The organism is Streptomyces noursei, from assembly GCF_001646665.1.
In the GTDB taxonomy this organism is placed as follows: Bacteria; Actinomycetota; Actinomycetes; order Streptomycetales; family Streptomycetaceae; genus Streptomyces; species Streptomyces lavendulocolor.
Map to the genome: position 1 here is coordinate 58024 of NZ_LWBU01000249.1, position 24497 is coordinate 82520.

25 protein-coding genes are annotated in these 24497 nt (G+C 72.7%); 2 read left to right on the forward strand and 23 right to left on the reverse strand.

Features of this window, described 5'->3' with window-relative positions:
• Window positions 1-108: 108 nt before the first annotated feature.
• The 3 genes from pyrH to rpsB form a co-directional block, all read right to left on the reverse strand.
• The gene (gene pyrH, locus A4V12_RS17490; protein ID WP_064070289.1) at window positions 109-873 is read right to left on the reverse strand and encodes a UMP kinase; all 765 of its coding nucleotides are present in this window, start codon (window positions 871-873) and stop codon (window positions 109-111) included.
• 159 nt (window positions 874-1032) lie between these two features.
• Window positions 1033-1869, reverse strand: a complete 837-nt coding sequence (gene tsf / locus A4V12_RS17495) for a translation elongation factor Ts (RefSeq protein WP_064070290.1) — start codon at window positions 1867-1869, stop codon at window positions 1033-1035.
• Between the two features lie 99 nt (window positions 1870-1968).
• Entirely contained in the window at window positions 1969-2883 is a 915-nt protein-coding gene (gene rpsB / locus A4V12_RS17500) for a 30S ribosomal protein S2 (RefSeq protein WP_064070291.1), read from the reverse strand.
• A 253-nt stretch (window positions 2884-3136) separates the two neighbouring features.
• Here rpsB and A4V12_RS17505 point away from each other — a divergent pair, with 253 nt between their 5' ends.
• On the forward strand, window positions 3137-3802 hold the full coding sequence (locus A4V12_RS17505; protein ID WP_064070379.1) for a murein hydrolase activator EnvC family protein: 666 nt from the start codon (window positions 3137-3139) through the stop codon (window positions 3800-3802).
• A 42-nt stretch (window positions 3803-3844) separates the two neighbouring features.
• Here A4V12_RS17505 and A4V12_RS17510 read toward each other — a convergent pair whose 3' ends face one another.
• The 17 genes from A4V12_RS17510 to A4V12_RS17585 all read right to left on the reverse strand — a co-directional run bounded on the left by A4V12_RS17510 (window position 3845) and on the right by A4V12_RS17585 (window position 16909).
• On the reverse strand, window positions 3845-4405 hold the full coding sequence (locus A4V12_RS17510) for a TetR/AcrR family transcriptional regulator (RefSeq protein ID WP_064070292.1): 561 nt from the start codon (window positions 4403-4405) through the stop codon (window positions 3845-3847).
• A 53-nt stretch (window positions 4406-4458) separates the two neighbouring features.
• Window positions 4459-5295 (reverse strand): RNA polymerase sigma factor WhiG, encoded by an 837-nt coding sequence (gene whiG, locus A4V12_RS17515; RefSeq protein ID WP_064070293.1) that lies wholly within the window; start codon window positions 5293-5295, stop codon window positions 4459-4461.
• A gap of 263 nt (window positions 5296-5558) precedes the next feature.
• The gene (dprA, locus tag A4V12_RS17520) at window positions 5559-6728 is read right to left on the reverse strand and encodes a DNA-processing protein DprA (RefSeq protein ID WP_064070294.1); all 1170 of its coding nucleotides are present in this window, start codon (window positions 6726-6728) and stop codon (window positions 5559-5561) included.
• 169 nt (window positions 6729-6897) lie between these two features.
• A complete protein-coding gene (locus tag A4V12_RS17525) occupies window positions 6898-8511 on the reverse strand; it encodes a YifB family Mg chelatase-like AAA ATPase (protein ID WP_064070295.1) in 1614 nt (537 codons plus the stop codon).
• Window positions 8511-8873, reverse strand: coding sequence for a YraN family protein (locus A4V12_RS17530; RefSeq protein ID WP_064070296.1), 363 nt, complete (start codon window positions 8871-8873; stop codon window positions 8511-8513). The genes A4V12_RS17525 and A4V12_RS17530 overlap by 1 nt, the downstream gene beginning before the upstream one ends.
• A gap of 145 nt (window positions 8874-9018) precedes the next feature.
• Window positions 9019-9327, reverse strand: a complete 309-nt coding sequence (locus tag A4V12_RS17535; RefSeq protein ID WP_005311352.1) for a DUF2469 domain-containing protein — start codon at window positions 9325-9327, stop codon at window positions 9019-9021.
• Window positions 9328-9390: 63 nt separating this feature from the next.
• The gene (locus A4V12_RS17540) at window positions 9391-9891 is read right to left on the reverse strand and encodes an NUDIX hydrolase (RefSeq protein ID WP_064070297.1); all 501 of its coding nucleotides are present in this window, start codon (window positions 9889-9891) and stop codon (window positions 9391-9393) included.
• The gene (gene lepB / locus A4V12_RS17545; protein ID WP_064070298.1) at window positions 9878-10621 is read right to left on the reverse strand and encodes a signal peptidase I; all 744 of its coding nucleotides are present in this window, start codon (window positions 10619-10621) and stop codon (window positions 9878-9880) included. The genes A4V12_RS17540 and lepB (A4V12_RS17545) overlap by 14 nt, the downstream gene beginning before the upstream one ends.
• Window positions 10622-10806: 185 nt before the next feature.
• Window positions 10807-11742 carry a signal peptidase I gene (gene lepB, locus A4V12_RS35140; protein WP_079137100.1) on the reverse strand — a complete coding sequence of 312 codons (936 nt, stop codon included), beginning with the start codon at window positions 11740-11742 and terminating at the stop codon, window positions 10807-10809.
• Window positions 11627-12718: a signal peptidase I gene (lepB, locus tag A4V12_RS17550; RefSeq protein WP_064070299.1), complete on the reverse strand. Its 1092-nt coding sequence runs from the start codon at window positions 12716-12718 to the stop codon at window positions 11627-11629. Before lepB (A4V12_RS17550) ends, lepB (A4V12_RS35140) begins: the two co-directional genes overlap by 116 nt.
• Window positions 12711-13451: a signal peptidase I gene (lepB, locus tag A4V12_RS17555; protein WP_064070300.1), complete on the reverse strand. Its 741-nt coding sequence runs from the start codon at window positions 13449-13451 to the stop codon at window positions 12711-12713. The genes lepB (A4V12_RS17550) and lepB (A4V12_RS17555) overlap by 8 nt, the downstream gene beginning before the upstream one ends.
• A 73-nt stretch (window positions 13452-13524) precedes the next feature.
• Window positions 13525-13875, reverse strand: coding sequence for a 50S ribosomal protein L19 (gene rplS, locus A4V12_RS17560; protein WP_064070301.1), 351 nt, complete (start codon window positions 13873-13875; stop codon window positions 13525-13527).
• Window positions 13876-14005: 130 nt separating this feature from the next.
• Window positions 14006-14827, reverse strand: a complete 822-nt coding sequence (trmD, locus tag A4V12_RS17565; RefSeq protein ID WP_064070302.1) for a tRNA (guanosine(37)-N1)-methyltransferase TrmD — start codon at window positions 14825-14827, stop codon at window positions 14006-14008.
• Complete coding sequence (gene rimM / locus A4V12_RS17570; protein ID WP_064070303.1) at window positions 14827-15378, reverse strand: ribosome maturation factor RimM; 552 nt, start codon at window positions 15376-15378, stop codon at window positions 14827-14829. The genes trmD and rimM overlap by 1 nt, the downstream gene beginning before the upstream one ends.
• 96 nt (window positions 15379-15474) lie before the next feature.
• A complete protein-coding gene (locus tag A4V12_RS17575) occupies window positions 15475-15714 on the reverse strand; it encodes an RNA-binding protein (RefSeq protein WP_064070304.1) in 240 nt (79 codons plus the stop codon).
• Between the two features lie 2 nt (window positions 15715-15716).
• Window positions 15717-16160 carry a 30S ribosomal protein S16 gene (gene rpsP, locus A4V12_RS17580; RefSeq protein ID WP_064070305.1) on the reverse strand — a complete coding sequence of 148 codons (444 nt, stop codon included), beginning with the start codon at window positions 16158-16160 and terminating at the stop codon, window positions 15717-15719.
• A 155-nt stretch (window positions 16161-16315) separates the two neighbouring features.
• Entirely contained in the window at window positions 16316-16909 is a 594-nt protein-coding gene (locus A4V12_RS17585) for a hypothetical protein (protein WP_198944041.1), read from the reverse strand.
• A 574-nt stretch (window positions 16910-17483) separates the two neighbouring features.
• Between A4V12_RS17585 and A4V12_RS17590 the strand changes: the two genes are divergently transcribed.
• The gene (locus A4V12_RS17590) at window positions 17484-18344 is read left to right on the forward strand and encodes a methyltransferase domain-containing protein (protein ID WP_199831310.1); all 861 of its coding nucleotides are present in this window, start codon (window positions 17484-17486) and stop codon (window positions 18342-18344) included.
• Between the two features lie 13 nt (window positions 18345-18357).
• Here A4V12_RS17590 and ftsH read toward each other — a convergent pair whose 3' ends face one another.
• From ftsH to A4V12_RS17605, 3 genes are all read right to left on the reverse strand, one after another.
• Window positions 18358-20247, reverse strand: coding sequence for an ATP-dependent zinc metalloprotease FtsH (gene ftsH / locus A4V12_RS17595; protein WP_064070381.1), 1890 nt, complete (start codon window positions 20245-20247; stop codon window positions 18358-18360).
• 125 nt (window positions 20248-20372) lie between these two features.
• Entirely contained in the window at window positions 20373-21923 is a 1551-nt protein-coding gene (gene ffh, locus A4V12_RS17600; protein ID WP_064070307.1) for a signal recognition particle protein, read from the reverse strand.
• 141 nt (window positions 21924-22064) lie between these two features.
• On the reverse strand, window positions 22065-24494 hold the full coding sequence (locus tag A4V12_RS17605) for a [protein-PII] uridylyltransferase (protein ID WP_064070308.1): 2430 nt from the start codon (window positions 24492-24494) through the stop codon (window positions 22065-22067).
• Window positions 24495-24497: the final 3 nt, after the last annotated feature.

The window sequence follows — 24497 nt, forward strand, 5'->3', positions numbered from 1 at the left end:
CAAAGGGCTGCGGAACCTGCGTCGCGTCTGTTCCCTGCACGGTGTCCGACCGGCAGGGCTTTGTCCATCCCCTCGCGGGGCACCCGGGTAGGCCCCCGGGGACCCGGATCAGGTCCTGGTGCCCTGGTCGCTCACGAGAGTGCCGATCTTCTCACCCTTCACCGCACGCGCGATATTGCCCGCCGCGAGCAGCTCGAAGACGAGGATCGGGAGGTTGTTGTCGCGGCAGAGGGTGATGGCGGTGGCGTCGGCGACCTTGAGGTCGCGGGAGAGCACCTCGCCGTACTCCAGCGCGTCGAACTTCACCGCGTCGGGGTTGGCCTTGGGGTCGGAGTCGTAGACCCCGTCCACCCCGTTCTTGCCCATGAGGAGGGCTTCCGCGTCGATCTCCAGGGCGCGCTGGGCCGCGGTGGTGTCGGTGGAGAAGTAGGGCATGCCCATGCCCGCGCCGAAGATCACGACACGGCCCTTCTCCAGGTGCCGCACCGCCCGCAGCGGGATGTACGGTTCCGCGACCTGCCCCATGGTGATGGCGGTCTGGACCCGGGAGTCGATGCCCTCCTTCTCCAGGAAGTCCTGGAGGGCGAGGCAGTTCATGACCGTACCGAGCATGCCCATGTAGTCGGAGCGGGCCCGGTCCATGCCGCGTACCTGAAGCTCCGCCCCGCGGAAGAAGTTGCCGCCGCCGATCACGACCGCGATCTCCGCGCCGTCGCGGACGACCGCGGCGATCTCGCGTGCGATGGCGTGTACGACGTCGGGATCGACGCCGAGGCCACCACCGCCGGCGAACGCCTCGCCGGACAGCTTCAGCATGAAGCGGCCGGCCTTGTTACCGGTGTTGTCGTCGCCCTGTGCGGCGCCCTGGTTCATGGAGATCTCCTCGTGCACATACGAAGAAGGCCATTGCCGGTGGGTGCTGTTGTCCCTACGGCAATGGCCTCCTCGTCAGATCTGTGGCCGCCGGCGCTGACGCGACCGACCGTCCACTGGGAAAACCCTAGCGGGATCCCGTGTCGAGCGCGTACCGGCTCAGATGCCGACCTTGATGCGGCTGAAGCGCTTCAGGGTGACACCGGCCTCGTCCAGGACCTTCTGGACGGACTTCTTGTTGTCGAGCGCGTACGGCTGACCCAGGAGGGTGGCGTCCTTGAAGAAGCCGTTGAGGCGACCCTCGACGATCTTCGGGAGCGCGGCCTCGGGCTTGCCCTCGGCGCGGGTGGTCTCCTCGGCGACGCGGCGCTCGGCCTCGACGACCTCGGCCGGGACGTCGTCCTTGGAGAGGTACTTCGGGGCGAAGGCGGCGATGTGCTGCGCGATGCCCTTGGCGACCTCGGCGTTCTCCTTGTCGAGCTCGACGAGGACACCGATCTGCGGGGGAAGGTCGGGCATCGTGCGGTGCATGTAGGCCGCGACGTAACCACCGGAGAACTGCGCGAAGCGGTCGAGGACGATCTTCTCGCCGAGGTTGGCGTTGGCCTCGTCGACGTACGCCTGGACGGTCTTGCCGGCCTCGATCTCGGACGCGAGCAGCGCCTCGATGTCGGCGGGGGACGTCTTGGCGACGTGCTCGGCCAGGGCCTTGGCGACGCTCTGGAACTTCTCGCCCTTGGCGACGAAGTCCGTCTCGCACTTCAGCTCGACGATGACACCGGAGGTGTTGTCGTCGGCGATCACGGAGACGACGGCGCCGTTCTCGGCGGAGCGGCCCTCGCGCTTGGCGACGCCCTTCTGGCCCTTGATGCGCAGCGCCTCGACGGCCTTGTCGACGTTGCCCTCGGACTCGTCGAGCGCCTTCTTGCAGTCCATCATGCCGGCGCCGGTGAGCTCGCGGAGCTTCTTGACGTCAGCGGCGGTGTAGTTCGCCATGATCTGTAAGTCTCTTTCGAAGTCTGGAAGATCTACGAAGATCTACGGGTGGACGGCGGGGGCCACGCGTGCCCCCGCCGTCGATCCGAACCCTGAGGGTCAGGCCTGCTCGGCGTCCGCGGCCGGAGCCTCGTCGGCCGGAGCGGCCTCGGCGGCGGGGGCCTCGGCCTCGGCCGGAGCCTCGGCGGCGGCCTCGGCCGGCTTCTCGGCGGCCTCGTCGGAGTCAGCCTTCTTCTCGCCGCCCTCGAGCAGGTCGCGCTCCCACTCGGCCAGCGGCTCGCCGGCGGCCTTCTCGCCCGGCTTCTGGTCGCCGGTCGCGGCGCCGGAGCGGGCGATGAGGCCCTCGGCGACGGCGTCGGCGATCACGCGGGTGAGCAGGGTGACGGAGCGGATCGCGTCGTCGTTGCCCGGGATCTTGTAGTCGACCTCGTCGGGGTCGCAGTTGGTGTCGAGGATCGCGACGACCGGGATGTGGAGCTTGCGCGCCTCACCGACGGCGATGTGCTCCTTCTTGGTGTCGACGATCCAGACGGCGCTCGGCACCTTCTGCATCTCGCGGATACCACCGAGGGTCTTCTCCAGCTTGGCCTTCTCGCGCGAGAGGACCAGGAGCTCCTTCTTGGTGAGACCCGAGGCCGCGACGTCCTCGAAGTCGATCGCCTCGAGCTCCTTCAGGCGCTGGAGGCGCTTGTAGACGGTCGAGAAGTTGGTGAGCATGCCGCCCAGCCAGCGCTGGTTGACGTAGGGCATGCCGACGCGGGTCGCCTGCTCGGCGATCGCCTCCTGCGCCTGCTTCTTGGTGCCGACGAACATGATGGAGCCGCCGTGGGCGACGGTCTCCTTGACGAACTCGTAGGCGCGGTCGATGTACGACAGCGACTGGAGCAGGTCGATGATGTAGATGCCGTTGCGCTCGGTGAAGATGAAGCGCTTCATCTTCGGGTTCCAGCGACGGGTCTGGTGACCGAAGTGGACGCCGCTCTCCAGCAGCTCCCGCATCGTGACGACGGCCATGGCCGTATCTCCTTGGTTCTCGGTTATGTCCTGACGCCCCGACGCGCCGTGCCACGAGTGGACCGAAGGGCGCTGCCACGACTTTTGAGGGTGGTGGCGGGGCGTGCGAAGTCGACCCGGTGGCCCGGGTCGCCAGAAGAAGTGTACGGGACCACGGCACCGCCGGGTGACGGCGCTGTCCACAACCGGCCGGTGGTCCACAGGCACGGTCCATGATCAGCGGGCCCGCGTGCGTCTGCGCCACATTCGGCGCATGCACTCCACCGTGATCGCCCTGGTCCTGTCCGTCCTGGCCGCCGTCCCCGGCGCGGCGCCACCCGCCGCGGCGGGATCCGCGGGGGCTGCGTCGGTGAGGGCGGCGTCCGTGGGGGCGGGGTCCGCGGGGGCGGGGTCCGCCGGGAAGCCGGCCGCGGGGGTCGGGGCGCCGGTCCCGGTGGCCGTCCCGGGGCCCGGGCCCGTGGCCGTGCGGCCGGTGGGCGTGTGGCCGGTGGGCCCGCCGCGTCCGGCGGTCGTGCGCGGCTGGGAGCCGCCCGCCTCGGCGTACGGTCCGGGCCACCGCGGCGTGGACCTGTCCGCCGCGCCGGGCACCGAGGTCCGCGCGGCGGCGGCCGGCCGGGTGTCGTTCGCGGGCCCGGTGGCGGGCCGCGGCGTCCTGTCGATCACGCTCACGGCCACGGGCGCCCCGCCGCTGCGCACCACCTACGAGCCGGTCCGGCCCCGGGTGCGTCCGGGCGCCGACGTCACGGCGGGGCAGGTGGTGGCCGTCGTGGCCCCGGGTGCGGGCGCCCACTGCGCGCCGGCGTGCCTCCACTGGGGCCTGCGCAGGGGCGACACGTACCTCGACCCCCTGTCGCTGCTGCCCACGGCGCTGCTGCGCCGCCCGCCCTCGCGCCTGCTGCCCCTCCACGAGCCGGGCTGACCGCCGCCGGGGCGGCGCCGTGCAGGGGGAAGGATGCGGCGGCTACGCGCCCCGTACGCCTCGCAGCGCCATCGAGACGGCCGTCTCGGCGATGGCGGCGGGGTCCTCGGCCGCGCCGAGCTCGATACGGCGCACCGCCGCGTCGACCACGCCCTGGAGCAGCATCGCGGCCAGCCGCGGCTGCTGCTGGCCGAGGTCCGCCAGGGCCTCGACGATGATGGCGACCAGTCCGCCGTGCGCCGCGCGGATCTTCTCCCTCGCCCCGTCGTCCAGTTCGCTGGCCGAGATCGCGACGACCGCCCGGTGGCGCCGGTCGCCGACGAGGTCGAGCTGGGTGCGGACGTACGCCTCGACCTTGCCCTCGGGGGTGTCAGCCCGCGCCATGGCGGCCTCCACCTCCGCCGCCCACACGGGGAAGTCGACCGCGCACAGCTCTTCGACGACGGCGGCGCGCGAGCGGAAGTACTCGTACACGGAGGACCGGGCCAGGCCGGTGCGCTCGGCGAGGGCGGGGAAGGTCAGCGCCTCCGTACCGCCTTCGGACAGCAGGGAACGCGCGGCGTCCAGCAGGGCGCCGCGCTGCATGGTCCGGTGCTCGGCCACGGAGGCCGCTCGAATCCTGGGCACGGCTCCACTTTACGGCCGCACCCCGTCCGTCAGCGCCCCACATCGGCCAGCTTGGCCCTCAGCTGGAGCACCGACTTGGTGTGGATCTGGCTGACACGGCTCTCGGTGACGCCCAGCACGTTGCCGATCTCGGCCAGCGTCAGCCCCTCGTAGTAGTAGAGGGTGACGACGGTCTTCTCCCGCTCCGGGAGCGTGTTGATGGCACGGGCCAGCAGCCGTCGCAGCTCACGGTCCTCGGCGACCTCGACGGGGTCGTCGGCGGCCGTGTCCTCCAGGGTGTCCATCAGGCTCAGCCGGTCGCCGCCCTCGCCGCCCACGTGCAGCAGCTCCTCCAGGGCCACCACGTTCGCGAGCGACAACTGGCTGAAAACAGCGTGCAGTTCCTCCAGGGCGATGCCCATCTCCGCGGCGACCTCGCCCTCCGAGGGAGTACGCCGCAGCTGGGCCTCCAGGGTGGCGTACGCGCGCTCCACGGCCCGCGCCTTCTGCCGCACGGACCGCGGGATCCAGTCCAGGGCCCGCAGTTCGTCGATCATCGCGCCGCGGATGCGGGTGATGGCGTACGTCTCGAACTTGATCGACCGCCCGATGTCGAACTTCTCGATCGCGTCGATGAGCCCGAAGACCCCGGACGACACGAAGTCCGCCTGTTCCACGTTGGACGGCAGCCCGACGCTCACCCGGCCCGCGACGTACTTCACCAGCGGCGAGTAGTGCAGGATCAGCTGCTCCCGCAGCCGCTCGTCACCCGTGTCCTTGTACGACTGCCACAACTCGTCGAGCGACGAGGGCGCGGACGGGCGGACGGTACCCCGGGCAGCGGGGGGCACCGCTGCGCGGTCGGACCCGGAGGTGTGCTGGGGCATGCGTCGCCTTGAGCCGTTCTGCTGGGTGCGAGAGGGGACGGGGGGAGGGGGCGGTATGCGGAGGCGGTAATTCTGGTGAGCGTAGCGTGACTGCGGTGTCGCAGTGAGCGAAGGTCCCTGGATGGTGACTCCACGAGTGCACGCCATCGGCCGCATCTTCGAATGGGACCCACCGGGCCGACCGCGGGCAGGTCGGCCCTCCGGGCGTCACCGAGGCGGCTGCGGAGGTCATCGGCAACACCTTTTCACCCGAATGCTGCGGGTCAAGCACCGCCTCGCCGGGCGTTCGGGCGACGTACCGCCTGGGCGGTCAACTGCCAGCCGTCGCCGAGGCGTTCGACGAATCCCAGGGCGTGCAGTTCGTACAGCCTGCCGAGCGCCTCGTCAACCGTGGTCGCCGCGTCACGCGCGATGTCACCCGCCGTGGCGGCCGTCCCGCGCGCGGGCAGCGCCTCCAGCACCCGTGCGCCGGCCGGGTCGAGGAGATCACGGGGCAGGACCGGCCCGCGCCGGGGCGGCGCGAGCTCGCCGATGTCCCCCACCAGCTCCGCGACCTCCGCGGCGTCGGTGACCAGCTCCGCCTCGCCGCGCAGCAGCTCGTGCACGCCCGCGGAGAGGCCGCTGGTCGCCGGGCCGGGGACGCCCATGGTGAACCGGCCCAGCCGCTGGGCGGCCCGGGCGGTCACCAGGGACCCGCTGCGGTACTCGGCCTCGACGACGACCGTGCCGCGGGTGAGGGCGGCGATCACGCGGTTGCGGAGGATGAACCGGCTGGGGGTGGGATGCGACCCGGGCGGCAACTCGCCCACCACCAGCCCCTGTTCGGCGATGCGCCCGATCAGCTCGGCATGGCCCCGGGGGTAGGCCCGGTCGACCCCGCAGGCCAGTACGGCCACGGTCGCCCCACCGGCGGCCAGCGCGCCCCGGTGGGCGGCGCCGTCGACGCCGAAGGCCGCGCCGGAGACGACGACCCAGCCGCGCTCGGCGAGCCCCGAGGCGAGGGTCGCCGCCATGTGCGCCCCGTAGGGCGTGCACGCCCGCGCGCCGACCACCGCCACCGAGCGCAGCGCCCAGCGGCGCAGGTCCGGCCGACCGCGTACCCACAGCCCCACGGGGCGGGCGTCACCGAGGTCGTCGAGCTGGCTCGGCCACTCGGGGTCGCCCGGCACCACGAAACGCCCGCCGCACGCCTCCACCGCCGCCAGGTCCCGCTCCGGATCGGCCCGCGCCGCCCGCGCCCGGAAGCCGTGGACGCGCTGCTCACCCGCACCGGTGAGCGGGTCGTGCTCGTACGACGCGGACGTCAGCCGCCGCAGCAGCCCCACGGCCCCCAGCTCTCGCAGCCACCGTCCTCCGTGTTCATCACCCGGTTCGACGACCCGCGTCAACGCCGCCCGCGCCCGTCGCTCCTCCTCGGTCACCCCGCCGGCCATGCCACTCCCCCGTCCCCCGTCCGACCGTCCTGCGTGTGCGCGACCCGCGTGCCCGCCGCTCGCGCCCCGGCGACGCGGTCCCCCGTTCGCCTCCGCGCGACCCGTCCCGCCGCGCCCGTCCGGCCCTCCCGCACTTCCGGGCGCCGTGCCCCGGGCCGGCCCCGCCGGGTCACGACCGCTCCCCCACCGGCATCGGCGCGCCCCGGGCGATCCCGGTGCGCAGCTCCAGCGCCAGGTGGACCTCGTCGGGGCCGGGGCGGTCGCGGCCCGCGAGGTCGGCCACCGTCCAGGCGACCCTCAGGACCCGGTCCAGCCCGCGCGCGGTGAGCAGGCCCCGCTCGATGTCCCGCTCGGCGGCGGCGAGGGCGCCGGGGGCGAGCTGCCAGCGGGTGCGCAGCTCGTGCCCGGGGACCTCGCAGTTGACGTTCCAGGGTGTGCCGTCCAGCCGGGCGGCCGCGCGCGCCCTGGCCTCCCGCACCCGCGCGGCGACCGTCCCGGTCGTCTCGCCGCGCCCGCCCTGGGCTAGCAGGTCGGCCCGGGTGACCGGTTCCACCTCGACGCGCAGGTCGACCCGGTCCAGCAGCGGCCCCGACAACCGCGCCTGGTACCGGCGGATCACCGATGCGGGGCACTCGCAGCCCGCTCCGTGCAGGGTGTGCCGCCCGCAGGGGCAGGGGTTGGCCGCCAGCACCATCAGGAACCGTGCCGGCAGCCGCACCACGCCGGCGCTGCGCGCCACCACCACATGGCCCGACTCCAGGGGCTGCCGCAGCGCGTCCAGCGCCTTGCCCGAGAACTCCGGCGCCTCGTCCATGAAGAGCACGCCACGATGGGCCAGGGAGACGGCGCCCGGTCTCGGCAGCCCGTTGCCGCCCCCGACCAGGGACTGCATCGTCGCCGAGTGGTGCGGCGCGCAGTACGGCGGCCGGTGGACCAGTGGCTGGCCCGGCGGCAGGAGGCCCGCCACGGAGTGCACCGCGGTCACCTCCAGCGCCTCCTGCCGGGTCAGCGGCGGCAGGACGCCCGGCAGCCGCTCGGCCAGCATGGTCTTGCCCGCGCCCGGCGGGCCGGACAGCAGCAGGTGGTGCCCGCCGGCCGCCGCGACCTCCAGGGCGACGCGCGCCGCCCGCTGCCCGGCGACGTCCGCCAGGTCGGGCCCGTCGGCCGGGTCGGGGGCGAGCCCGGTGCCCACACCGGCTCCGGGGACCGTCAGCCCGGCGAGCATCGCGTCGGGCCGCCCCGACCGGTCCGGCTCCTCCTCCGGGACCGGCTCGTCGGCGAGCACGGCGATCAGTTGCCGCAGGGTCCGGACCCCCAGGACGGAGACGCCCGGCACCAGCGCGGCCTCCCCGGCCGTCTGCTCGGGGACGACCACCTGCTCGTACCCGGCCTCCGCCGCGGCGAGCACCGCCGGAAGGACGCCCCGCACGGGCCGGACCCGCCCGTCCAGCCCCAGCTCGCCGATGAGGACCAGATCGGCGATGGTCCGGGGGTCGACGCGCTCGGCCGCTCCGAGCACCGCCGCCGCGACGGCCAGGTCGAACCCCGAACCGCCCTTCGGCACGGAGGCTGGGCTCAGCCCGACCGTCAGCTTCTTCTGCGGCCATTCGGCGTCCGAGTTGACGATCGCCGCCCGCACCCGGTCGCGGCTCTCGGTCAGGCTCTTGTCCGGCAGACCCACCAGCGTGAACGCCGCGACCCCCGGCTCCAGGTCCGCCTGGACCTCGACGACCACGCCCTCGACCCCGACCAGGGCGACCGAACACGTGCGGGCGAACCCCATCAGGCCACCCCCCGCACGTGCTCGACGACGGGCGCGCCCCGCCGGGGCAGCAGCACCCCGACCAGGTCGATGCGCAGCCCGCCCGGCGGCGGACCGCCGTGCCGCTCCAACCAGCAGGCGGCCAGGCGCCGCAACCGGTCGGCCTTGGCGGGCGTGACCGCCGCCATGGGGTGCTCGAAACCACCCTCTCTGCGGGTCTTGACCTCGCAGACCACCACCGTGTCGCCGTCACGGGCCACGATGTCGATCTCTCCGACCCGCCCGCACCGCCAGTTCCGGGCGAGCGTCGTCATCCCGGCGTCACCGAGCCGGCGGACCGCCAGCTCCTCGCCGTACCGCCCCAGGGCCCCCGTCGCGTTCATCGGCACCACCTCCGGCACCGACTGTGACGTGCCGGCGCCGAACGTGTGGATCTTGGTGGTGAACCGTGGACAACCGGCCCGGTGTGGACAACTCAGTCACCCGTCCCGGTGAAGATCACCCACACCGATGGAGAGGCATGGCCGCTCAGCTGCCCGGAAGCTCCAGGTCGCTCTTGTTGAGCTCCTCGATGTTCACGTCCTTGAAGGTCAGCACGCGGACCTGCTTGACGAACCGGGCCGGCCGGTACATGTCCCAGACCCAGGCGTCCGCCATGGAGACCTCGAAGAAGACCTCACCCTGTACCGAGTGGACCTGCATCTCGTAGTCGTTGGTGAGGTAGAAGCGGCGCTCGGTCTCGATCACGTATTTGAACAGACCGACGACGTCGCGGTACTCCCGGTAGAGCTTCAGCTCCATCTCGGTCTCGTACTTCTCGAGGTCCTCGGCGCTCATGGCATGTTCCCCTTCAGCCGTGCGTCACCCCATTGTGCGCCGGTCTCCCCGGCCCCCGGACGATCAGACGATCTCGGTGGCCAGGACCACCGGCGTACTCGGGGGTCCCTCGTCGAGCAGTGTGCGGAACAGCTCGGCGAGTCGTGTCGGGTACACCGTCTCACGGGCCGCCGACAGTTCGGCGGAGGTCCACCACCTCAGCCCCGCGACACTGCGGCTTTCGAGCTCCGTCAGCGCGCCGAGCGCCACCGTGGTACGGGTCGTGCGGGCCAGGTAGTACCACTCGTCCTGGTGCCAGCGGCGCCCCGCGAAGGGGAAGGAGCAGACCCGCCGCCAGATCACGGGGCCGAGCTCCACGTCCGTGAGGCCGGTTTCCTCGGCGAGCTCCCGCAGCGCGGCCTGCTCGCGGGTCTCGTCGCCCTCCACCCCGCCGCCGGGCGTGAACCACCAGGTGTCGGAGGGGTTGTCCGGCTCGTACCCGTGCAGCAGCAGGATCCGGTCCTGCGGGTCCAGCAGGACCACGCGGGCCACCCGGCGCAGGGGCGTCTCCTCAGGCACCGGCACCCGCCCCCGAGGGCACCCGCCGCCCGCGGGACAGGCCCCTGGCGACCGGCCCGTACGCCGCCCCGAACAGGATCAGCACGGCTCCGGCCACCACCGACCCGACCACCAGCTTCACCGGCCCCGGCTGCGACACGCCGCCGGGCAGGGCCGCGAAGCTCCGCGGCCGCTCCACCATCGCGCCCGGCGGCCACGCCACGGCGTCCAGGCGGGCCCGCACCGCGCTGCGCGGCACGGAGCCGTGACCGGGGTCCTGGAGGTGGACGCGGGAGTCCTGCGAGCTGCCGCGCTCGTCGCCGAGGAGGAAGAGCTGCCCGTCGGGCACCGACGCCGAGAACGTCGCCAGGGACGCGGGACCGGTGGAGCGCAGATACGGTTCTTCGACCGGCGTCCCGTTGATCGTGAGCCGGCCGCCGCTGTCGCAGCAGGCGACCTTGTCACCGCCCACGCCGACGACCCGCTTGACCATCGGGAGGTCGCCCCAGGTGGCGTCCTCGAAGACCACGACGTCTCCGCGCCGCACCTCGGCGCCGTCCACCCGCTGCGCCAGCACCCGGTCCCCGGCGGCGACGGTGGGGGACATCGAGTCGGTGGGCACGGTGTAGGGCTGGTACTGGATCGCCCCCCAGACGAACCCGCCCAGGAAGAGCACACAGCCGACGGCCACGGCCAGCCCCGACAGCGCGCTGCCGAGACGGCCGTGGCCGTCGTCCGTCGTGACGTTCTTGCCCATCCCAGCGCTCCCCACCTTCGGAGATCGACGACCTGGGACGGCACCCTACCCGCGGTTCCCTACCCGGCGGTATGCCCCGCGGGCGCCCGCCTGAGCAACCGCACGCCCCGCCCGCGCGCCCCGTGCCCGGCCCGGCACACCGGTCAGCCGGTACACCGGCCGGCCGGTCGCCCGCGTGCGTACGGTCAGCCGTCCCGCCGCTTGCGCCGCCACAGCACCACGGGGAGCGCGGCGGCGAGGCCCAGCGCCCCGGGACCGGCCATCTCCGCGACGGCCGTCGACACGGCCGCGGTCGACGCGGCCGCCGCGTTCAGCCCCGGCTGGTCGAAGGTGTCGGGCACCGGCAGGGTGGACCAGCGGGTCACCGGCCAGGCCACCACCACCGCGCGGCCGACGACCTGGTCGTTGGCGACCGTGCCGCTGCCGGGCAGCTCCTGGTGGTAGCGGGAGTCCAGCGAGTTCTGGCGGTTGTCGCCCATGACCCAGATACGGCCCTCGGGGACCTTGATCGGCCCGAACGGCTCGTCGTCGCACGGCGTGGAGCCGGGGTTGATGTACGAGGTCTCGTCCAGCGGCTTGCCGTTGACGACGACCTTGCCGCCCTTCTTGCAGCTGACCGTGTCGCCGCCGACCGCGATGACCCGCTTGATCAGGTCCTTCTCCTCGGCGGACGGCATGAGCCCGATGAAGCTCAGGAACTTCTGCACCACGTTGGGCTCCGGGGTCGGCTCGCCCTCCAGCCAGCCGCCCGGGTCGTGGAAGACGACGACCTCGCCGCGCTCCGGCTCGGAGCCGAACCAGGGGGTGAGCTTGTCGACCAGCACCCGGTCACCGCGCTGCAGGGTGTTCATCATCGAGTCCGAGGGGATCGAGAACGCCTGCACCAGGAAGGTCTTGATCAACAGCGCCAGGAGCAGGGCGATACCGATCAGCAGCGGCAGCTCCTTCCAGAAGGAACGCTGCTGCCGGGGCTCCCGGGGACCGTCGCCGTCGGCGTCCGAGGTCTCAGTCGGACCGGTCGCGGAGGGGGGCTCCTCGACGGGTCCGGAAGAGGACGACCGTCCGGCCTGCTCGGGCCGCTCCTCGGGCTCGTCGTGTCCGGATCGTGCGCCGACCGCCAAATCCCCCACATCCACTCCTCACTCCGTGCAACCGCCTGCCCCACAGCAGGGGCAGGCCCACCACTCCCATAACGAGCGGGAGTTCCGCAGGGGTCGGGAGCCCGGTCAATCCGTTCACATTCCGAGAGGACACACTATGCGACGCGCCGAGCGCGGTCGCGGTCCCCGTCCGCGAGTCCGGCACGGACGCGAAGGTGTCCGGTTCCTCCAGACTGCGCCAGTGGTCGAAGGGCCACGCGATGACGACCGCCCGTCCGACGACCTCCTCCTCCGAGACCGTCCCCTGGAACGCCTCGTTCAGGTGGAACCGCGAGTCCGCCGAGTTCGACCTGTGGTCCCCCAGGACGAAGATCCGGCCCTCGGGCACCTTCACCTCGAACGGGATGGTGGAGGGGACGTCGCCCGGGTTCAGGTACGGCTCGTCGAGAGGTACGCCGTTGACGGTGACCCTCTTGTCCGCGTCGCAGCACTTGACGGTGTCCCCGCCGACCGCGACGACCCGCTTGATCAGGTCCTGCTCGTCCTCGGACGGCAGCAGACCGATGAAGGTCAGCACCTGCTTGACCTGCTTGACGACGACCGGGTCGTCCTTCTTGGGCGTCTGCTCCTGCTGGAGCCAGCCGCCCGGGTCCTTGAAGACGACGACGTCGCCGCGCTGCGGCCGCGAACCGAACCAGGGGGTGAGCTTGTCGACCAGGACCCGGTCGTCGATCCGGATCGTCTGCTCCATGGAGCCGGACGGGATGACGAACGCCTGCACCAGGAAGGTCTTCAGGACGAGCGCGATGAGCAGCGCCACGGTGATGAGGAGGGGGATCTCCTTGACGGCCGAGCGGCGCCGGCGCCGTTTGACCTTGCGGGCGAGCTTGCGCCGCTCGGCGCGCCCGGGCAGGGGCCGGCCGCCGTCGGTGGGCCGGGTGCCGGTGGGCAGCCGGGTGTCGGCCCGGTGGCTGCCCTGCTTGCCGCGGTTACCCATGGCCCCCGCCCGTCGCCCCCGCCTCCGGTACGCCGCGGAAGGCGCCCGTCGGCCCCACCTCCGACCAGCGGCCGAACGGCCAGCCGATCCAGTCCGCCCGCCCGACCACGCGGTCCACGGGCACCATGCCGCCGCCCGGGGAGCCCAGGTGGTCGCGGGAGTCGCGGGAGTGGCTGCGGTGGTCGCCCATCACCCACAGGGTGCCCCGGGGCACGACGATGTCGAAGGGCACCTGGGAGGGGGCGTCACCGGGGTACAGGTAGCCCTCGGTCACGGGTACGCCGTTCACTTCGACCCTGCCCCCCTTGTCGCAGCACTTCACGCGGTCGCCTCCCACCCCCACGACGCGCTTCACGAAGTCGGTCTCGGCCGGCTCGGCGAGCCCGAGGGCCGCGGCCGCCCCGTGCAGCAGTCCGGCGAGCGGACCGCGCTCCGGCGCCTCCTGGACGAAGGAGCCGGTGCCGTCGAAGACGATCACGTCCCCGCGCCCGGGCCCGGAACCGAAACGGTACGCCAACTTGTTCACCAGCACCCGGTCACCGATCCGCAGCGTGGGCTCCATGGAGCCGCTGGGGATCTGGAAGGGCTGCAGTACGAAATGGCTGAGCAGCAGCAGGAAGACCGCGCAGGCGAGGCCGGTCAGGGCGAAGCGCCGCCGGAAAAGCACGGAGCGCGACCGCTCCTCCGTGCCGGAGGAACGGTCGCGCTCTGTGTGCTGTGCTTCGGTGTCCATCGGAGCCAGATGGTATCCGGCCCTCCTGTGACGCTCGGTGCGAAGCGGTGGCGCGACGGGCGTGAGCCTGAGCTCAGTTGTCGCGCTTCTCCTTGATCTTCGCGGCCTTGCCGCGCAGCTCGCGCAGGTAGTAGAGCTTGGCGCGACGGACGTCACCGCGGGTCACGAGCTCGATCTTCTCGAAGATCGGGCTGTGCACCGGGAAGGTGCGCTCGACGCCGACGGAGAAGGAGACCTTGCGGACGGTGAACGTCTCGCTGACGCCCGCGCCCTGGCGGCGGATGACGACGCCCTTGAACTGCTGGATACGCGAGCGGTTGCCCTCGATGACGCGAACGTGGACGTTCACGGTGTCACCGGGACGGAACGCCGGGACGTCGGTCCGCAGGGACGCGGAGTTGACGGCGTCGAGCACGTGAGCCATGTGTGTCTGCTTCCTCGCTGATGCCACAGGTCATCAACGGAACATCGAAAGGGTATGAGGGTGCCGGTCGCGTCGGACGGGCGTCGTGTCCCCCTGTGGCAGGGGCGCACGCCGGACGGACGGCAGCGGCCTATTCTTCCACGTCCTGCGGCCTGCGCCAAAATCGGCCACCGGGCTCCGGGGCCCAGCCCAGCAGGGAGAGGGTTTCCCGGTCCTTCTTGTCGAACGCCGACGCCTCGCAGCGCTCGATCAGATCGGGCCGGTTGGTCGCGGTGCGCCGGAGCGCCTCGTCCCGCCGCCAGCGGGCGATCTTCCCGTGGTGGCCGCTGAGGAGCACGTCGGGGATGCCCCGGCCGCGCCACTCGGGCGGCTTGGTGTAGACGGGGCCTTCCAGCAGGTTGGCCATCGCGCCGGGGGCGAAGGAGTCGTCCCGGTGGGACTCGGCGTTGCCGAGGACGCCGGGCAGCAGCCGCGCCACGGCCTCGGTGACGACCAGGACGGCCGCTTCCCCGCCAGCGAGGACGTAGTCGCCGATGGACACCTCGTACACCGGTATCCGGGTGGCGTACTCGTCCGTCACCCGGCGGTCGATGCCCTCGTACCGGGCGGGGGTGAAGATCAGCCATGGGCGCAGGGAGAGCTCGACGGCGAGTTCCTGGGTGAAGGGCCGTCCGCTGGGGGTGGGGACGACCAGCGCCGGTCCGTGCGCGCCGGTCTCGTAGCCGGAGGCGAGGACGTCGTCCAGGGCCTCGCCCCAGGGCTCGGTCTTCATGACCATGCCGGGGCCGCCGCCGTAGGGGGTGTCGTCGACCGTGTTGTGCCGGTCGTGGGTCCACCCGCGCAGGTCGTGCACATGGACGTCGAGGCGGCCGCGCGCGCGTGCCTTGCCGACGAGGGAGACGTTCAGCGGTTCCAGGTACTCGGGGAAGATCGTGACGACGTCGAGCCGCATCAGCCCTCGTCCTCCGCGTCCCGGGAGGAGGCGATCTCGGCGCGGTCGTCGATGAGCCCCGGGGGCGGGGTGATGACGGCCCGCTGGGCGTCGAGGTCGATGTCGGCGACGATCTCCTCGACGAACGGGATCATGACCTCGCTGCCGTCCGGCCGCTCCACCACGAACAGGTCCTGGGATGGCAGGTGGGAGATCTCGGTGATCCGGCCGACCTCGGTGCCGTCGGCGAGGACGACGTCCAGGTCCATCAGCTGGTGGTCGTAGTACTCGTCGGGCTCCTCCGGACGCTCGTCCGGGTCGACGTCGGCGATGAGGAGGGTGTTGCGCAGCGCCTCGGCGGCGTTGCGGTCCCGTACGCCCTCGAAGCGCAGCAGCAGCCGGCCGCTGTGGACCCGGCCGGTCTCGATGGTCAGCGGCCCGGCGGAGGCCGGGTCGGTGGCCAGTACGGCACCGGGCGCGAGCCGCAGTTCGGGCTCGTCGGTACGCACCTCGACGGTGACCTCGCCCTTGATGCCGTGGGCGCGGCCAATCCGTGCGACTACTAGCTGCACTACCTCTCCTTACACGGGGAACGACGACGGGCCGGGGCGGGCCCGAAGCCCTCCCCGGCCCGCGCCGGCGCTTTCACGCAAAAACTGCCAACTTGATCAGCGGACCTGGTCCGCGTCGACGAGGTCGACACGGATGCCACGGCCGCCGATGGCGCCCACGACGGTGCGCAGGGCGCGAGCGGTGCGGCCGTTGCGACCGATCACCTTGCCGAGGTCGTCGGGGTGGACCCGGACCTCCAGCACGCGCCCCCGGCGCAGGTTGCGCGAGGCGACCTGCACGTCGTCGGGGTTGTCGACGATGCCCTTCACGAGGTGCTCGAGAGCCTCCTCGAGCATGCTCAGGCCTCGGTCGACTCGGTGGACGCGGCCTCGGCCTCGTCCGCCTTCTTGTCGGCCTTCTTCGCCTTCGGGGTGATGGCCTCACCCTTCGCGTCGTCGCCCTCGAGCGCCTTGGCGAAGGCGTCGAAGGAGGCGCGCTTGTCTTCCTTGGTCGCCGGGGCGAGCAGCGGCTTCTCGGGGGCCGGGAGGCCCTTCACCTTCTGCCAGTCGCCGGTGAGCTTCAGGATCGCGAGGACCGGCTCGGTCGGCTGGGCGCCGACGGACAGCCAGTACTGCGCACGCTCCGAGTCGACCTCGATGCGCGACGGGTTCTGCACCGGGTGGTACAGGCCGATCTCCTCGATGGCCCGGCCGTCACGGCGGGTACGGGAGTCGGCGACGACGATGCGGTAGTGAGGCGAACGGATCTTGCCCAGACGCTTCAGCTTGATCTTGACTGCCACGGGTGTGGTGTCTCCTGGTCTTGACGTGGTTGGGCACAACGGGATGCCGCGTGGGGTTGCGGTACTCGAGTGCCCGATGGACGCGTCAGCCGGAGGAGAGAGGGGTCCTGTTCGACTGTCGAGTACAGCTGACCATTGTGCCACATCACGCGGGGTCAGCTCGCCGCGCCCACGGCTTCCGGAATCCGGAAGGGCTTCCCGCAGCCGCCGCACACGATGGGCGCCTGCGCGAGGACCGAGGGCACGACGCGGACGTTGCGACCGCAGTCGCACACGGCCTTGACCCGCACGCCGCCGCCGGAGGAGCCGTGCCGGGCGGCCGGCCCGCGGAAGGAGCGCTTGGTGTCGGCGGCCGTGGCGACCGTGTGCGCCTTGAGGGCGCGCTGCAGCCGCTCGATGGTCGGTCGGTAGCGGCGCTTGGCCTCGGGGCTGAGCGTGACCAGGGAGAAACCGCTGCTGGGATGCGGCTCCTCGGAGTGGTCCAGGCCCATCTCCTCGGCGATCGCCAGGAATCTGCGGTTGTGGTAGCGACCGGCACGCGAGGTGTCCCGGACGCCCCGCGCGGCGGCGATGCCGTGGACTGCCTCGTGGAGCAGTCGTTCGAAGGAGAGCTCGGCGCCACACGCGGACGACGACTCTCCGATCAGGGATTCGGGCGCGGCAAGATCGGGCAGCTCGGGGTGGTGCCGCTGAATGTCGGCCCACGCCTGTGCCAGCTCTGCGGCGAGAACAGGTGGTGTCGTGCTCACGTCGTGACAACGAGCCGGAGTGCCCCCGGGTTCCATTCCGGGGCATCCCAAATAATTTGCACGTACCAGTCAGTTGCCCCTGATGCGCCGTGACGAGGGCCAGTGCGCTGATCTGCGGAGAAGCCGCTCAGCTGCCGACAAGGTGGTACGTAGCGGCGCGTACGCCCCGGCGCGCGGCGGTGCCTGTGCGCCGGTCGCCGGCCCGGGCACGGGGGCGCGCGGAGCGCGGGGCCCGCCGGTGCCGCAGCCGACAGTACCGGGACGGCGCCCGGAGCGCGGCACCGCCCCGGTGCTCGCACCGGCTCGGCCGGTCAAGCGCAGGCCAGGAGGGGTGGCGACCATCCGGCCCGCCTTCTGGCATGGCGGGAATCACCGACCGACTCCACTATGGGAGGTGGTTCGCGCCGCTCTCGGGGGCGCACGACCGGGGCACGCAAGCATTGCGCCCCGACCCCTGGACTTGGGGGCGGATGCGGAGTTCCCTGGCTACGGGGAGTGCGAGCGCACGCACACGGGGGCTGTCAATCAGGGCACAGACGCACAGAAGGACTCTCGGCGGATTGGGGCGCTTTCGATGACACCTATGCTCGTCCAGCACCACCCCCACCCGGCCTCGGCCCCTCCGGCATCGGATGCGCCCGGCCGTGCCCGCGACTGGGCGGAGATCCAGGAACGGATGCTGGTTCCGCTCTACGAAGCGGTCTACGAGCATCTGGAGGTAGGTACCGGTACGCGGCTGCTCGGTCTCGGATGCGGCTCCGGCCTCGCCCTGCTGATGGCCGCCGCGCGCGGCGCGCAGGTCACGGGCGTCGACACGGACCACGCGCGCGTGGACCTGGCCCGCAAGCGGCTGCTCCCCGAGTCGGGCGGGCAGGACCACCCCCGGTGCGGCGAGACGAAGCTGCTGTACGGCGGGCCCGCCGAGGCCGCGGACCCCACCCGTCCGGCGTACAACCTCATCACGGCCTTCCAGCCGATCGGCTGCACCGAGGGTGACTCCGACGGGCTGGCGCCCGCCCTCGCGGCGGCCGTGCGGCTGGCGGAGCGGGGCAGCGCGGTGGTGCTGGCCGGCTGGGGCCCGCCCGAGCGGTGCGCCACCTCGGCGGTGCTCCGCGTGGCGGGCAGGCTGACCGAACGGCTGCGCACGGGCGCGACCTGGCGACCCGCCCTCCGCGACGACCTGGAGGAGGTCGCCGCGCGGGCCGGGCTGAGGCCGGACGGCTCCGGCCGGGTGGCCTGCCCGTTCGGGTACGCGGACATGGACAGCGCCGTGCGCGGGCTGTTCTCGACCGGCCTGTTCGACCCGGCGGTGGCCGCCTCGGACCAGGCGACGGTGGAGAAGGAGGTCGCCGAGGCCCTGCACCCGCACGTGCGCCACGACGGCACGGTGTGGATGCCCAACGTGTTCCGCTACCTGGTCGCCAGGACGCCGTGACGGCCACGGCCGTTCACTCCTTGGCGAGACGGGTGATCCCGGCGGCCCGGTAGGCCGCCTCCTCCTCCAGCGTCTCGTTCTCCAGGAGCGCCGCCGCCAGGGCGTCCAGCCTGGGGCGGTGCTCCTCCAGTTGCCGGCAGGCGCTCTCGTAGCACTCGTCCACGATGCGGCGCATCTCGTGGGCGACCGCGTCCAGCGTCGCGGGCGCCGCCGACAGGCCGTACGCCTGCTGGGCGTCGCCGGGGATGGCGCTGAGCCGGCCCACCCGCTCGCTCATGCCCCAGCGGCCCGCCATGCCGCGCGCGATGTTGGTGACCTGCTCCAGGTCGCTCTCCGAGCCGGTGGTGATGACGCCGAAGACGACGTGCTCGGCCGCCATGCCGCCGAGCGCCCCGATGATCCGGCCGCGCAGGTACTCCTCCGTGTACGCGTACTTGTCGGCGTCCGGCGTGGAGAGGGTGACGCCGAGGGCCCGCCCGCGGGGGACGATGGTGATCTTGCGGACCGGGTCGGCACCGGGCTGGAGCATGCCGAGCAGCGCGTGGCCGCTCTCGTGGTAGGCGGTGCGGCGCCGCTCCTCCAGGGGCATGACCAGGGCGCGTTCGGCGCCGAGCTGGACCTTCTCCAGCGCGTCGGAGAAGTCCGAACGGGTGACCTGGTGCTGCGCCCGCTTGACCGCGAGGAGGGCGGCCTCGTTGGCGAGGTTGGCCAGCTCGGCGCCGGTCATGCCCGGTGTGGTGCGGGCGACCTGGGTGAGGTCCACGTCGCCGGCGAGCGGGATGTCGCGGGTGTGGATGCGCAGGATGGCCTCGCGGCCGCCCCGGTCGGGCGGGCTGACGTGGACGATCCGGTCGAAGCGGCCGGGCCGGGTCAGCGCCGGGTCCAGGACGTCCGCGCGGTTGGTGGCCGCGATGACGATGACGCCCTCGGAGCCGGAGAAGCCGTCCATCTCGGTGAGGATCTGGTTCAGCGTCTGTTCGCGCTCGTCGTGCCCGCCCACCGCGGCGCCGCCGCCCCGGGCGCGGCCGATGGTGTCGATCTCGTCGATGAAGATGATCGCCGGGGCGACCTTGCGCGCCTCGTTGAACAGTTCCCGTACCCGGGAGGCACCCACGCCCACGATCATCTCGATGAACTCGGAGGCCGAGGCGGAGAAGAACGGTACGCCCGCCTCGCCCGCCACCGCCCGGGCGAGCAGCGTCTTGCCGGTGCCGGGGGGCCCGGCCAGCAGCACGCCGCGCGGCATCTTGGCGCCCATCCTGCGGTACGCCTGCGGGTTCCGCAGGAAGTCGACAACGTCGTTGAGTTCGCCCTCCACCTCGTCGATGCCGGCGACGTCGGCGAAGGTGGTGCGGCGGCCCACCTCCAGTTCGACCGGTTTGGGCGGGGCCTTGCGGCCGAGCATGCCGCCGGCCCCGAAGCCGCCACCGCCCCTCATGCGCCGGGCGACGACGACCCACAGCACGACGAGCAGCAGGATCGGCGCCAGCGAGTACAGCAGGTTGGCGAGGACGCTCGGCTTCTCGACGACCGGCTCGGCGGTCACGGTGACCTTCTGCTTCGTCAGCTGGGCCCACAGGTCGTCGTCGGCGAAGGCGGGCCGCTGCGTGGTGAAGCGTTCCTTGTTGTCCTTGAGCTCGCCCTCGATGGCGTCGCCCTTGGAATAGATCCTGGCGACGTTCCCGTCCGAGACCTGCCGGCTGAACTCGGTGTACGAGAGGTTCCGCTCGTCTCCCTCGCCGAAGAAGGAGAGGGCCAGATTGGTGATGCCGAAGACGGCCAGCGCGGCGAGGAGCAGCCAGACCCAGCCGGGCGTCCTGCGGCGCGGCGGGGTCGGGGGCGGTGCGCCCTCGGAGCGCCAGGGTTGGTCGGTGCGGTCGCGCGGAGGTACGGAATTGGCCACGCGCCCATGATGCGAGAGCCGGACGTACACGGCATGACGGACACGTCCGGTGGCGGGCGGTGAAACCGGTACACGCGAAAGGGCGCCCACCGACCGGTGGACGCCCCTCACGACATGACCGCTGATCAGCCCATGAACTTCTTGAACTCGTCCGGGAGCTCGAAGTCCTGGCCCGGCTGCCCGGCCGGGAGCCCGAAGGCGCCGCCCTGCTGGGCCTGCTCGCGGCGGGCGGCCGCGGCCTGCTCCTCGGCCTTCCGCTTCATCGGGTTGCCGCTCTTGCGCTTGCCCTTGGCCTGCTTCTGCTGCTTCTTCTGCCGGCCCGGGCCGCCGCCCATGCCGGGGATCCCCGGCATGCCCGGCATGCCGCCGCCCTGGGCCATGCGGGACATCATCTTGCGGGCCTCGAAGAACCGCTCGACCAGCGACTTGACCGCGCTGACCTCGACACCGGAACCGCGGGCGATACGCGCCCGGCGGGAGCCGTTGATGATCGTCGGGTCCTGGCGCTCGCCCGGCGTCATCGACTTGATGATCGCGGCCGTACGGTCCACGTCACGCTCGTCGATGTTGTTGATCTGCTCCTTCATCTGCGCCATGCCCGGCAGCATGCCGAGCAGCTTGGAGATGGAGCCCATCTTCCTGACCTGCTCCATCTGGGCCAGGAAGTCGTCGAGGGTGAAGTCCTTGCCCTTGCTGCTCGCCAGCTTGGAGGCCATCTTGGCGGCCTCTTCCTGGCTGAAGGTCTGCTCGGCCTTCTCGATCAGCGAGAGCATGTCGCCCATGCCGAGGATGCGGGACGCCATGCGGTCCGGGTGGAACGCGTCGAAGTCGTCCAGCTTCTCGCCGTTGGAGGCGAACATGATCTGGCGGCCGGTGACGTGCGCGATCGACAGGGCGGCACCACCACGGGCGTCACCGTCGAGCTTGGACAGCACGACGCCGTCGAAGCCGACGCCGTCCCGGAAGGCCTCGGCGGTGTTGACCGCGTCCTGACCGATCATGGCGTCGACGACGAACAGGACCTCGTCGGGGCTGACGGCGTCGCGGATGTCCGCGGCCTGCTGCATCAGCTCCTGGTCGATGCCCAGGCGGCCGGCGGTGTCGACGATGACGATGTCGTACTGCTTGGTGCGCGCGTACTCGATGGAGTCCTTGGCGACCTGGACCGGGTCCCCGACGCCGTTGCCCGGCTCGGGCGCGTAGACGCCGACGCCGGCGCGGTCGGCGACGACCGAGAGCTGGTTGACGGCGTTGGGGCGCTGGAGGTCGCAGGCGACGAGCAGCGGGGAGTGGCCCTGCCCCTTCAGCCACAGGCCGAGCTTTCCGGCGAGGGTCGTCTTACCGGCACCCTGGAGACCGGCGAGCATGATCACGGTCGGCGCGGTCTTGGCGAACCGCAGACGGCGGGTCTCGCCGCCGAGGATGCCGATCAGCTCCTCGTTGACGATCTTGATGACCTGCTGGGCGGGGTTCAGGGCCTGGGAGACCTCGGCTCCGAGCGCCCGCTCCTTGACCTGCTTGATGAAGGCCCGCACGACGGGCAGCGCCACGTCGGCTTCCAGCAGTGCGATACGGATCTCGCGGGCGGTGGCGTCGATGTCCGCCTCGGACAGGCGCCCCTTGCCCCGGAGGTTCTTGAATGTCGCTGCAAGGCGGTCGGAGAGGGTATCGAACACGGTGGTCGCGGATCCTCGGGTGTCGTGGGGATCCCCCCCGTCCGGACGGTGCCGGGAACCAGGGGGAAGGCGGACAGGTCGTCCCCAGGGTATCCGCCTCACGCGGTGGAGCATCAGCCCCGCCCGGAAGCGGCTTTGCACCTACCGGTTGCGGAGGTCGTCCTCCAGGGCCCGGGCCACCCCGGCGGCCTCCCCCGCCGGGAGCGGTGCGCCCTTGGCGTCGGTGACGTAGAAGGCGTCCACCGCGTTGGCGCCGAGTGTGGAGACGTGGGCGCTGCGGACGCGGACGGCGGCCGTTTCCAGGGCGTGGCCGATGCGGTGGAGCAGGCCGGGCGCGTCGTGGGCGCGGACCTCGATGACCGTGGCCAGGGAGGAGCCGGCCGCCGCGACCGTGACGCGCGGCGGCGGGGGCGTGCCGCGCCGGCGGCGCGGGTAGGCGGCCTCGCGCTCGGCGAGCCGGGCGGTGATGTCCAGGGAGCCGTCGAGGGCGCGGACCAGGTCGGCGCGGAGCCGGGTGGCCTGCGGGAGGGACCCGTACTCGGCCGCCACGCGCCAGTTCAGGACGAGGACGGCGGCGGGGCCGAGCTCGGTCGGCAGGTCGATGGCGCGCAGGTCCGCCGAGCGGACGGTGAGCCGGTGCAGGGCGAGCACCCCGGCGACCGCGGGGAGGACCCCCGGCTGGTCGGGCAGCGCGATGAGCAGCTCGACGCCGACCGGTTCGGGTTCGGTGCTCTCCGTGGGGTGCTCGGCGTGCAGGGTGAGGACCGGTTCGCCGGTGCGGAGTGCCTCGACCGCGAGGCGCTCCTCCTCGGCGCCGGGCGCGGCGGGCTCGGGGGCCGGCGGGGCGTTGCCGGCGAGGACGGCGGCGACCCGATCGACGAGGTCGGCGACGAGCGAGGCGCGCCAGGAGGACCAGGCGGCGGGGCCGGTGGCCAGGGCGTCGGCCTCGGTGAGGGCGTGCAGGAGCTCCAGGGTCGCGGGTGAGCCGACGGCGGTCGCGACGGACCGGATGGTGGCCGGGTCGTCCAGGTCCCGGCGGGTCGCGGTCTCCACGAGGAGGAGGTGGTGGCGTACGAGGGCGGCCAGGACGCCCGCGTCGGCCTTGTCGAAGCCGATCCGGCCGGCGACGTCGCGGGCGATGGTCTCCCCCGCCACCGAGTGGTCGCCGGGCCAGCCCTTGCCGATGTCGTGCAGGAGGGCGGCGACCAGCAGCAGGTCGGGGCGGCCGACGCGGCGGGTGAGCGCGGAGGCCCGTACGGCGGTCTCGACCAGGTGGCGGTCGACGGTCCAGGTGTGGACGGGGTTGCGCTGCGGGCGGCAGCGGACGCGCTCCCAGTCGGGGAGGAGGCGGGTGATGAGGCCCTCGGCCTCCAGCGCCTCCCAGACGGGCACGGTCGGCTCGCCGGCGCCGAGCAGGGTGACGAGCTGCTCGCGGGCGTCGGCGGGCCACGGCTCGGGCAGCGGCCTGGTGGTGGCGGCCAGGTGGCGCACGGCGTGCAGCGAGAGCGGCAGGGCGGACTCGGCGGCGGCCGCGGCGGCCCGCAGCGGCAGCACGGGGTCGCGTTCGGGGCGGGCGGTGCGGGCGAGGACGACCTCGCCGTCCATCTCGACGACGCCCTCGGCCAGCGGGGTGCGCTCGACGGGCGGTTTGCCGCCCAGCATCTTGCGCAGCCGGGGGCGGACGGAGCGGGCGCGCAGGACGCGGTTCACCTCGCGCCAGGTGACGTCACCGGCGTACGAGATGGTGCGGGCCGCCTCGTAGACCTGGCGGAGCAGGGCGTCGGCGTCGAGCAGGCCCAGGGCCTCGGCCACCTGGTCCTGTTCCTGGAGGGCGAGGCGGTCGGTGGCCCGGCCGGTGACGAGGTGGAGGGCGTCGCGGGTGTCGAGCAGGGTGCGGCGCGCCTCGGCGAGCCCCTCGCGCGGGGCGTCGGCGAGCCACGAGGCGGCGACCGCCCGCAGCGCGGTGGCGTCCCGCAGCCCGCCGCGTGCCTCCTTGAGGTCGGGTTCGAGGAGGAACCGGAGCTCCCCCTGGCGTTCGGCGCGCTCCCGGCACAGCTCGTCGAGCTCGGGGAGCCGCTTGGGGGCCTGGTTGCGCCAGTCGGCCAGGACGGCCGTGCGCAGCCCGCTGACCAGTGCCTGGTCGCCGGCGAGGTGGCGGGCGTCCAGCAGGCCGAGCTGCACCTTGAGGTCGTCGGCGGCGGTCCTGCGGGCCTCCGCGGGGGTGCGTACGGAGTGGTCCAGGGCGAGGCCCAGGTCCCAGACGGGGTACCAGACGCGGTCGGCGAGCGCCGCGACGGCGGCGGAGTCGACGGTTCCGTCGTGGAGGAGGAGCAGGTCGAGGTCGCTGCGCGGGGACAGCTCGCCGCGCCCGTAGCCGCCGACGGCGACGAGGGCGGTGCCGCGGGGCGGGGCGGCCGACGCGTGCAGGGCCGCCAGCCACGTGTCGGTGAGCCGCGCGAGGGCGGCACGGCGCGGCGGCCCGGGCTGCGCCTCCTGGTGCAGGAGGTGCAGCCGGGCCGCCGCGTAGCCGCTGGGTCCCGAGTCTTCGCCGGTCACTTCGGTACTCGTCACCCG

Coding starts and splice junctions, on each gene's coding strand:
- lepB (WP_064070298.1), bottom strand. CDS start 10,621: ATGGGCAAGAACGTCACGACGGACGACGGCCACGGCCGTCTCGGCAGC.
- A4V12_RS17575 (WP_064070304.1), bottom strand. CDS start 15,714: ATGCTCGAGGAGGCTCTCGAGCACCTCGTGAAGGGCATCGTCGACAAC.
- A4V12_RS17530 (WP_064070296.1), bottom strand. CDS start 8,873: ATGAACGCGACGGGGGCCCTGGGGCGGTACGGCGAGGAGCTGGCGGTC.
- A4V12_RS17535 (WP_005311352.1), bottom strand. CDS start 9,327: ATGAGCGCCGAGGACCTCGAGAAGTACGAGACCGAGATGGAGCTGAAG.
- A4V12_RS17590 (WP_199831310.1), top strand. CDS start 17,484: ATGACACCTATGCTCGTCCAGCACCACCCCCACCCGGCCTCGGCCCCT.
- tsf (WP_064070290.1), bottom strand. CDS start 1,869: ATGGCGAACTACACCGCCGCTGACGTCAAGAAGCTCCGCGAGCTCACC.
- trmD (WP_064070302.1), bottom strand. CDS start 14,827: ATGCGGCTCGACGTCGTCACGATCTTCCCCGAGTACCTGGAACCGCTG.
- rplS (WP_064070301.1), bottom strand. CDS start 13,875: ATGGCTCACGTGCTCGACGCCGTCAACTCCGCGTCCCTGCGGACCGAC.
- A4V12_RS17505 (WP_064070379.1), top strand. CDS start 3,137: ATGCACTCCACCGTGATCGCCCTGGTCCTGTCCGTCCTGGCCGCCGTC.
- lepB (WP_064070300.1), bottom strand. CDS start 13,451: ATGGACACCGAAGCACAGCACACAGAGCGCGACCGTTCCTCCGGCACG.
- pyrH (WP_064070289.1), bottom strand. CDS start 873: ATGAACCAGGGCGCCGCACAGGGCGACGACAACACCGGTAACAAGGCC.
- lepB (WP_064070299.1), bottom strand. CDS start 12,718: ATGGGTAACCGCGGCAAGCAGGGCAGCCACCGGGCCGACACCCGGCTG.
- dprA (WP_064070294.1), bottom strand. CDS start 6,728: ATGGCCGGCGGGGTGACCGAGGAGGAGCGACGGGCGCGGGCGGCGTTG.
- rpsB (WP_064070291.1), bottom strand. CDS start 2,883: ATGGCCGTCGTCACGATGCGGGAGCTGCTGGAGAGCGGCGTCCACTTC.
- A4V12_RS17525 (WP_064070295.1), bottom strand. CDS start 8,511: ATGGGGTTCGCCCGCACGTGTTCGGTCGCCCTGGTCGGGGTCGAGGGC.
- whiG (WP_064070293.1), bottom strand. CDS start 5,295: ATGCCCCAGCACACCTCCGGGTCCGACCGCGCAGCGGTGCCCCCCGCT.